This is a genomic window from Streptomyces sp. NPDC006265, assembly GCF_040613555.1.
In the GTDB taxonomy this organism is placed as follows: domain Bacteria; phylum Actinomycetota; class Actinomycetes; order Streptomycetales; family Streptomycetaceae; genus Streptomyces.
Map to the genome: position 1 here is coordinate 1 of NZ_JBEXSH010000367.1, position 8,374 is coordinate 8,374.

The window sequence follows — 8,374 nt, forward strand, 5'->3', positions numbered from 1 at the left end:
CACCGGTCACTGCCGGGGGCGAGCTCACGCATCGGCGTCCACGGGCCGGGACGGCCCTCGGGATCCTTCAGGACGACATTGGCGGCCACCGCGTCGTGCCCCTCCCGGAACACGGTGGCGGTGACCTCGAACGTCTCACCCACGACCGCCTTCGCCGGCCGGTTGCCGCTCTCCACGGCTGGGCGGACGTCCCGTACCGGAATACGGCCGATGGCCCGGGTCCTACTCATGGTCCTCACCTCCACCGTGCTCGAAAGCCGGGCCGCGGGGCCCGGTTCAGGGACAAGAACTGCGGGAAGGGCGCTACCTCCCCGCGATGGATCTCCGCTCGGCGGCCGAGGTTCTCCGCTCCGCCGACGGCGTTCTGCGTCTGACCGACGCGGCCGGACGAGACCGTTCGACGGGTTCCTGCAGACAGGTGACGTGCTGCTCCTGCAGGCAGGTGATCTGCTGCTCCTCCAGATACGCGACCTGGTTGGTGCGCAGGTACCGCTCGGCCGCGTCCGCCGCCTCCCGTGCGCAGCGCTTGCCCATCAGCACGCAGAGCGTGTAGCCGGAGTCCTCGAACGTGGTCCGCACCATGCGGTCGTTCGGTGCCGCGAGCATCACGCGTTCCCAGGCCCGGTAACGTCGCAACTGCCGGGCGACTTCGGCTTTGGCGGGTAGCAGCATGGCGCCGATCACCTTTCGGGGCTCGAGGAGCACGGTCTCCCGACGGTCGGACGGCGGCCGTGCGCACAGCGGCACGGATCCGTAACGGCGATCGAGTTCTTCACACATGGTGCATGTGTGGCGACGCAGCGTCTTGTTGGTCCTTCAATCATTGGCGGCTCTTCTGGGCCGTTCGGGCCACCTCGGCCCGCTCACTTGTGGGCCCTACCGCCTCAGCTGTGCGCTCGTGTTGCACGAACGGGCTAGCACCCTCAGGCTGATGGTGACTCAGAAGCGATAGGCGCTCACGTTCCGTGTTCGGGGCTCGCCCGCAGGACTGCGGGAGCGAGAAGGAGCTGAGCTTCGCGGTGAGGAGCCGACCGATGAAGACCGCAGTGCCCTGCTACTACCACCTCGACGTGGAAGTCAGCCCGGAACGGGTGGGACAGGTCAGCCGCATTCTGGCCGCTCACCTGAAGTTCTGGGACCTGGAGAATCTGGTCCAGCCCGTCTGCGGCGGTGCCGAGATGCTGCTCAAGGCCATCGACGAGCACGCCACGGACAAGAACACGTCGATCGAGATGTGGTGGAACCGGCAGCACCTGATCACCGCCATCGGGGACAACGACCGCGCCCTGCGCCCGGACCAGGAGCTGCGAGGCTGCCTGGAGCACCTCGCGGCGATGAGCGACGGCTGGGGGTGCTGTGCGACCGAGACCGGCAGCAAGGTCATCTGGTTCTCGCAGCGCGCCCGCGCCGGTGAGCGCGTCCCGCTGGTGCCGACCGCCCCCGCGCCGCGGGAGAGCGAGGGTCTGGACGTGCCCCGCGAGGAGCGGGTCGCGCAGCTGGCCGGACCGGCCAGTACGCCGGGCGGGATCCTGGAGGACGCCCGGTGACGCGCCGGCAGACTCGGAAAGGGGTGTCCGCCTGGAGCGGGCGCCCCTACCCGCTGGGTGCGGCCTACGACGGGGAGGGCACCAACTTCGCGCTCTTCAGCGAGGTCGCCGAACGCGTCGAGCTGGTCCTCGTGGACGACGACGGCACCCACACCCAGGTGCCGCTGAACGAGGTCGACGGCTTCGTGTGGCACGGCTACCTCCCCGGCGTCGGCCCCGGCCAGCGCTACGGCTACCGCGTGCACGGGCCGTGGGCCCCGGCCGCGGGGCACCGCTGCAACCCGGCGAAACTGCTGCTCGACCCGTACGCCCGTGCGGTGGACGGACAGATCGACAATCACCCCTCGCTCTACGAACGCAACCCCGACGGCCCCGACCCGGCCGACAGTGCCGGGCACACCATGCTCGGCGTGGTGACCGACCCGGCGTTCGACTGGGGCGACGACGCCCGGCCCTGCCGGCCCTACGCCGACACGGTGATCTACGAGGCGCACGTCAAGGGCATGACCCGCACCCATCCCGAGGTGCCCGAGGAACTCCGGGGCACCTACGCCGGGCTGGCCCACCCCGCGGTCGTCGATCACCTGACCTCCCTGGGCGTCACGGCCGTGGAGCTCATGCCGGTCCACCAGTTCGTCCACGACGGGGTGCTGCACGACCGCGGCCTGGCCAACTACTGGGGCTACAACACCATCGGCTTCTTCGCGCCCCACAACGGCTACGCCGCCCACGGCACGCGAGGGGGGCAGGTCGCCGAGTTCAAGCAGATGGTGAAGACCCTGCACGCGGCCGGGCTCGAAGTGATCCTCGACGTGGTCTACAACCACACCGCCGAGGGCAACGAGAGGGGCCCCACGCTGTCCTTCCGCGGCATCGACAACTCCTCGTACTACCGCCTGGTCGACGGTGACTGGGAGCACTACTACGACACCACCGGCACCGGCAACAGCCTGCTGATGCGGCACCCCTACGTCCTTCAGCTGATCATGGACTCGCTGCGGTACTGGGTGACCGAGATGCATGTCGACGGCTTCCGCTTCGACCTCGCGGCGACGCTCGCCCGGCAGTTCCACGAGGTGGACCGGCTCTCGGCGTTCTTCGACCTCATCCAGCAGGACCCGGTGATCAGCCGCGTCAAACTGATCGCCGAGCCGTGGGACGTCGGCGAGGGCGGCTACCAGGTGGGCAACTTCCCACCGCTGTGGTCGGAGTGGAACGGCATGTACCGCGACGCGGTCCGCGACTTCTGGCGCGGCGAGGACCACACCCTCGGTGAGTTCGCTTCCCGGCTCACGGGCTCCTCCGACCTGTACCAGCACAGCAGACGCCGGCCCCGCGCCAGCGTCAACTTCGTCACCGCGCACGACGGCTTCACCCTGCGCGACCTCGTCTCGTACAACGACAAGCACAACGAGGACAACGGCGAGGACAACCAGGACGGCGAGAGCACCAACCGGTCCTGGAACTGCGGCGCCGAGGGCGCGACACGCGACCCGGCCGTGCGGGAGCTGCGCACGCGCCAGCAGCGCAACTTCCTCGCCACGCTGCTGCTGTCCCAGGGCATCCCGATGATCTCCCACGGCGACGAACTCGGGCGCACTCAGGGCGGCAACAACAACGCCTACTGCCAGGACAACGACATCTCCTGGATCGACTGGCGGCTCACCGAGGAGCAGCGCGACCTGCTGGAGTTCACCCGGTACCTCATCCGGCTGCGCACCAGACACCCGGTGCTGCGCCGGCGCCGCTTCTTCCGCGGGGAGACCCTGACCCGGGCGGACCAGCCGCTGCCCGACCTGGTGTGGCTGGCGCCGGACGCCCGCGAGATGACCGACGACGACTGGCAGCGCGGCGACGCGCACTCCGTCGGCGTCTTCCTCAACGGCGACGCCATCGCCGAACCCGACGCGTGGGGCCGCCCGGTCGTCGACGCCTCGTTCCTGCTGCTCCTCAACAGTCACTGGGAGCCGGTCGACTTCCGCCTCCCGAAGGCCTCCTACGGCGAACGGTGGACGGCGCTCATCGACACGGCCGACCCGGAGGGGACGCCGGACGAGGCGGAGCACAAGGCGACGACGGGCCTCACCGTCGGGGCCCGCAGCCTGGTCCTGCTGTCCCGGCCCTCACGGGCGGCGCGCGACAAGGAGTGACCCGGGTCAGCGCCCGCGGCGCGCGGTCACCGTGAACTGCGCGCCGTCGTGGTCCCGCAGCACCGCCTCGTCACTGCCCTTGGACAGCACGCTTCCGCCGTGCAGCTCCGCCGCGCGAGCGCAGGCCTCCACGTCGTCGACGGAGAAGTGGACCTGCCAGTGCGGCCGGATCGCGGGGTCGGGGGCCGCCTCCAGGGCGCCAGACTCGATCCGGGCCACCACGTCCCCGCGGCTGCGGAGCACCACCTCGCCGCCCTCGTAGTGGACCTCGCAGCAGCCGGGCCGCTGCGTCGCCCAGTCGAGAACCTCGCCGTAGAAGATCGCCGCGTCGAACGCGTCACGGGTATGGAGCGTGATGAAGGCCGGCTGCGCGTTGCGCCAGGTCTCCCAGTCGGTGAAGAGGTCGCCCTCCCAGATGCCGAACGTCGCCCCGTCCCGGTCGGCCAGCAGCGCCGCCCGCCCCGGCGGCAGGGAGATCGGACCGACCGCGACCGTGCCCATGCGCTCCTGCACCCGTGCGACCGCGTCGTCCGCGCTGCGCACCGCGAAGTACGGCGTCCACGCCACGGCCATCTGCCACATGGTCGCCACCCCCGCGATGCCGGCCACCGGCGAGCCGTCCACCAGCGCGATCCGGAACCGGTCGCCGAGTTTGGCCGGCCGCCACTGCCAGCCCAGCACGGCGCCGTAGAACTCCTCGGTCGCCTTGACGTCCCGGCTCGTCAGGCTCACCCAGCAGGGCGCGCCGAACACGGAGTGTGAAGAGACGACGTCCTTCGTGCCGGAGGAGGTGGGCATGTCGTGGTTCATCGCAGTCGCGTCCTGATCTCGTCGGCCTGGCAGCCACCGGAGGATTGACACCAGTGTCCAACCGGAACCGCTGTGGGCGCCTGCCGAGTACCCCGGCGAGGGCGCCGAAACGGCGTCCCGCCTGGTCCGCCCCGGTGGCACCGGGCGGGCCGAGTGACGACGATGGATGGGTCGGACACTGCGTCAAGGTACTCAAGCACCCTTGTGGACCTCGGGCGCAGCGGCGCACCGGACCCGGAGGTCAACATGCCCACGGACGGGGGCTCGGATCGGATCTTCGCGCTGCAGGAAGAGGTCCAGCAGCTGAAGGAGGCGGTCGCCTCCCACGCCGTCGTGGACCAGGCGATCGGAATGGTCGCGGCGCTCGGCAGGATCTCCCCCGACCAGGGGTGGGCCGTGCTGAAGGACGTCTCCCAGCACACCAACATCAAGCTGCGCCACGTCGCGGAACTGATCCTCCTCTGGGGGCGCACGGGCATGATGCCCGAGGAGATCCGGGCCGCTCTGGAAGACGCGCTAGACCGTGCCGGACCGACGCAGATCCCCGGCTCGCCGGAGGTGTGACCCCCCGGCGTCTGGTGCTTCACCGGGCCTCGGTCAGCAGCTCCTCACGCAGATGGGCGAAGCAGCTGCTGAGCAACCGGGAGACGTGCATCTGCGAGATGCCGAGCTGCTCCGCGATGCGGCTCTGCGTCATGCCCTTGAAGAACCGCAGATACAGAATGATCCGCTCGCGTTCCGGCAGCGCCTCCAGGCAGGGCTTGACGGCGACGCGGTTGACGACGATGTCGAAGGCCGGGTCGGGCCCGCCGATCGCGTCGCCGAGGGCGTAGCCGTCGGTCCCGGGCATCTCCGCCTCCAGCGACAACGCGGAGAAGCACTCCAGGGCCTCCATGCCGGTGCGTACCTCGCCCTCGGTGAGCTGGGCGAACTCGGCGATCTCGGCGACCGTGGGGGAGCGTCCCTGGGTGGTCTGCGACAGCTCCTTGGAGGCGTGCCGCACCCGGTTGCGCAGGTCCTGGACCCGGCGGGGCACGTGCAGCGTCCACATGTGGTCACGGAAGTGGCGTTTGATCTCGCCGGTGACCGTCGGTACCGCGTACGCCTCGAAGGCGTTGCCGCGGGCCGGGTCGTAGTGGTCGACCGCCTTCACCAGACCGAGGGCGGCCACCTGGTACAGGTCCTCGAGGGCCTCGCCACGGCCCCGGAAGCGGACGGCGATCCGCTCGGCCATGGGAAGCCAGGCCTCGACCAGTTCGTCCCGCAGGCCCTTGCGCTCGGGCCCTTCGGGCAGCCGCGCCAGTCGCGCGAACGCCGCGGCGGTGTCGGGGGCGTCGTCGTGGGGGTGCGTTCGGGTGCTGCCGGCGATACGCATGGTGCGTACCTCCCTGAGCAGGTGCTGAGTATGGACAGACACCGTGGGAAACGCGGCCTCGGACCTCACGGAAAAGCACCGGGGCCCGGGCGGCCGGCTCCCCACGCGCGTGCCTCCTGTCCGAAGCACTGACAATTCAGACAATACGGCATTCGGGGGACGTGGGCGCTTTCGCGACAGCGGTCATTTCGAGTGCCTCTTGACTTCACCCTGGGCCGATTAGCTCTGTTGCAGAGCTAATCTCGGCCGCATGGAGCCGGAGACCTTCCCCGAAGGGCTGGCCGACGCGCTCGTCGGCGTCCAGCGGCTGATCGGGCGGCGCCTGCGGGGGCAGATGCCCGACCCGCGGCTGCGCGGCGCCGAGGTGGAGCTGCTCCGCCTGGTCGTGACCCGGCCCGGCATCGGCATCTCCGACGCGGCCAAGGGCCTCGGTCTTGCGGCCAACTCGGTGTCCACCCTGGTCAACCAGCTGGCGAAGGCGGGTTACCTGGTCCGCGAGACCGACCCGGCCGACCGGCGGGCCGCCCGGCTGCTGCCCACCCCCGCCGCCGAGACGCGGCTGCGCGAGTGGCGCCGGCGCCGCGCCGAACTCGTACGCCGCCATGTGTCGCGCCTCGACGAGCAGGACCGCCGGGCGCTGTACGCGGCGATCCCGGCCCTGCGCAAGCTGGCCGGCCCCCTGCACGAGGAGGCCGAGGAGTCATGACGCGCGACACCGCCCCGCCCGGGACCGACGGGACCACTTCACCCCCGGCCGACGCCGTCGCCTGCACCGGCCTCACGTACGCCTTGGGCGACCACAACGCCGTGGACGGACTCGATCTCACCGTCCGGCAGGGCGAGCCGTCCTCGGTGTGGCCCTGACCTGGAACCCGCTCAAGCTGCTCGCCGTCGCCGCGATCGTGGTGCTCGGCTCGGCCTTCTTCTCCTGCCTGTCGATGACCATCGCCGGCATCGTCCTCAGCCGCGACCGCCTGACGGGTATCGGGCAGGCGATCACCATTGCCGCTGTTCTTCGGCTCCACCGCCCTGTACCCGGTGTCCGTGATGCCCGGGTGGCTCCAGGGCGTCAGCAACTCCAACCCGCTCGGCTACGAGGTGGACGCCCTGCGCGGGCTCCTTCTCGGCACCCCGCACCATCTGGTGTCCGACTTCGCGGTGCTGTTCGTCGCCGCCGCGCTCGGCGTCACCGCGGCCTCGGCCTGCTGGGCCGTCCGGCCCGTTGATCTTCACTCGTGGAAGTGATGTGCGGCACGCCGGGGCAAGCGCTTTCTCCGACTGTTTCCGGATAACCGCTGGGCACGGCTTGATCACCGATCAAAAAGGATGAACTGCCTGGCCACAGCGCATTCTGCTCATTTGACAGTGCGCTGAGACCACAGATAGGAAGCAGCTTCCAGAGGTCGAGAGGGTGCAGCGTGTACGAGCCGAACGTGGTCGGGGACTGGCAGGAGTACGACGAGCATGCCGGTCTGCGCGTCCGCGTCCACCGTCTGGAACCGGCCGAGCCGCCCCGCGGCCGGGACGACGCCGCCGACGGACTGACGTACTTCTGCCTCCGGGTGACGGTCGAGAACCGCGGCAGCCGCCATCTCGGCGTCCATCTCGAGGACGGCCAGATCGACGTCAGGCTCGGCCCGGACGGGGAGAGCGCCTTCATCGACTGGCGCAACTCGCAGTTCATCGAGGGCTTCGACGTCTATCCGCTGCGCCGGGCCACCGCCGTGCTCTACGCGGCCGGTGCGGAGGCCTCGTTGAGCCTCGTGGACGTCCAGGTGCAGTTGCGCGTCGAGGAGGAGTGGACCGAACGCCGGCTGTGGGCGGGCGGCATCGGGGCGCACGAGGGGCCTGCCGGGGCCCAGCAGGGTCCGGTGCGGGACAGCCTGGCGCACCAGGTGAGCGTCTTCCTGCGGGACCAAGCGGAGGAAGGCACCGCCTGACCCCGCGTCAGGGCGTTGCGGGATCAGTGCGGGATGCCGTCGATGATCTCGCGTGCACCCTGACGCAGCAGGGCCACGGCGACCGAGGTGCCGAGCGTGGCCGGGTCGAGGCGGCCCGCCCACTCGTGGGCGTTCAGCCGCGTCTTGCCGTCCAGGGTGAACACGCAGGACCGCAGGGAGAGTTCGCCGCTGCGGTCCACCTGCGCGAACCCGGCGATGGGGCTGTTGCAGTGCCCCTGGAGCACATGCAGGAACATGCGCTCGGCGGTGGTCTCCCGGTGGGTGTCCGGGTCGCCGAGAACGCTCACCGCGTCGATCAGCGCGGCGTCGTCCTCGCGGCACTGCAGCGCCAGCACACCCGCGCCGATGGGCGGCATCATCGTCTCGGTCGAGAGGACCTCGGTGATCACGTCCTCGCGGCCGATGCGCTCCAGGCCGGAGACCGCGAGCAGCAGGGCGTCGGCCTCCCCGGCGGCCAGCTTCGCCAGGCGCCGGTTTGCCCCTCGCCCGTCTCCGGACGGTCGATGACCTTCGACAGGTCGACGTCGCGGT

General features: G+C 70.4%; 10 protein-coding genes and 2 pseudogenes. 7 read left to right on the forward strand and 5 right to left on the reverse strand.

Going from position 1 to position 8,374, the window contains the following annotated elements; translation table 11 throughout:
• Together ABZ281_RS26615 and ABZ281_RS26620 are read right to left on the reverse strand one after the other, a co-directional pair.
• A partial coding sequence (locus ABZ281_RS26615; RefSeq protein WP_356659374.1) for a maltotransferase domain-containing protein occupies positions 1–230 on the reverse strand: 230 nt, incomplete at its 3' end.
• 73 nt (positions 231–303) lie between these two features.
• On the reverse strand, positions 304–672 hold the full coding sequence (locus tag ABZ281_RS26620; RefSeq protein WP_356659376.1) for a DUF5133 domain-containing protein: 369 nt from the start codon (positions 670–672) through the stop codon (positions 304–306).
• Positions 673–1,034: 362 nt separating this feature from the next.
• Here ABZ281_RS26620 and ABZ281_RS26625 point away from each other — a divergent pair, with 362 nt between their 5' ends.
• Positions 1,035–1,547, forward strand: a complete 513-nt coding sequence (locus ABZ281_RS26625) for a pep a2 (protein WP_356659378.1) — start codon at positions 1,035–1,037, stop codon at positions 1,545–1,547.
• Entirely contained in the window at positions 1,544–3,697 is a 2,154-nt protein-coding gene (gene glgX / locus ABZ281_RS26630) for a glycogen debranching protein GlgX (protein ID WP_356659380.1), read from the forward strand. Before ABZ281_RS26625 ends, glgX begins: the two co-directional genes overlap by 4 nt.
• 6 nt (positions 3,698–3,703) lie before the next feature.
• Here glgX and ABZ281_RS26635 read toward each other — a convergent pair whose 3' ends face one another.
• Positions 3,704–4,507, reverse strand: coding sequence for a VOC family protein (locus ABZ281_RS26635; RefSeq protein ID WP_356659382.1), 804 nt, complete (start codon positions 4,505–4,507; stop codon positions 3,704–3,706).
• Between the two features lie 246 nt (positions 4,508–4,753).
• Between ABZ281_RS26635 and ABZ281_RS26640 the strand changes: the two genes are divergently transcribed.
• Positions 4,754–5,071 carry an ANTAR domain-containing protein gene (locus ABZ281_RS26640; protein WP_356659384.1) on the forward strand — a complete coding sequence of 106 codons (318 nt, stop codon included), beginning with the start codon at positions 4,754–4,756 and terminating at the stop codon, positions 5,069–5,071.
• Between the two features lie 19 nt (positions 5,072–5,090).
• Here the strand turns inward: ABZ281_RS26640 and ABZ281_RS26645 are convergent, their stop codons facing one another.
• Positions 5,091–5,882, reverse strand: coding sequence for an RNA polymerase sigma factor SigF (locus tag ABZ281_RS26645; protein ID WP_356659386.1), 792 nt, complete (start codon positions 5,880–5,882; stop codon positions 5,091–5,093).
• Between the two features lie 250 nt (positions 5,883–6,132).
• Between ABZ281_RS26645 and ABZ281_RS26650 the strand changes: the two genes are divergently transcribed.
• The 4 genes and pseudogenes from ABZ281_RS26650 to ABZ281_RS26665 all read left to right on the forward strand — a co-directional run bounded on the left by ABZ281_RS26650 (position 6,133) and on the right by ABZ281_RS26665 (position 7,822).
• Positions 6,133–6,588 (forward strand): MarR family transcriptional regulator, encoded by a 456-nt coding sequence (locus ABZ281_RS26650; RefSeq protein WP_356659388.1) that lies wholly within the window; start codon positions 6,133–6,135, stop codon positions 6,586–6,588.
• Complete coding sequence (locus ABZ281_RS26655; protein WP_356659392.1) at positions 6,585–6,746, forward strand: hypothetical protein; 162 nt, start codon at positions 6,585–6,587, stop codon at positions 6,744–6,746. The genes ABZ281_RS26650 and ABZ281_RS26655 overlap by 4 nt, the downstream gene beginning before the upstream one ends.
• A pseudogene (locus ABZ281_RS26660) lies at positions 6,725–7,108 on the forward strand (ABC transporter permease); the annotation flags it as partial. The gene ABZ281_RS26655 and the pseudogene ABZ281_RS26660, both read left to right, overlap by 22 nt.
• A gap of 192 nt (positions 7,109–7,300) precedes the next feature.
• Positions 7,301–7,822, forward strand: coding sequence for a hypothetical protein (locus ABZ281_RS26665; RefSeq protein ID WP_356659390.1), 522 nt, complete (start codon positions 7,301–7,303; stop codon positions 7,820–7,822).
• A gap of 23 nt (positions 7,823–7,845) precedes the next feature.
• On the opposite strand, the pseudogene ABZ281_RS26670 reads toward ABZ281_RS26665, so the two are convergent.
• Positions 7,846–8,374: pseudogene (locus ABZ281_RS26670) on the reverse strand (hydroxymethylbilane synthase); the annotation flags it as partial.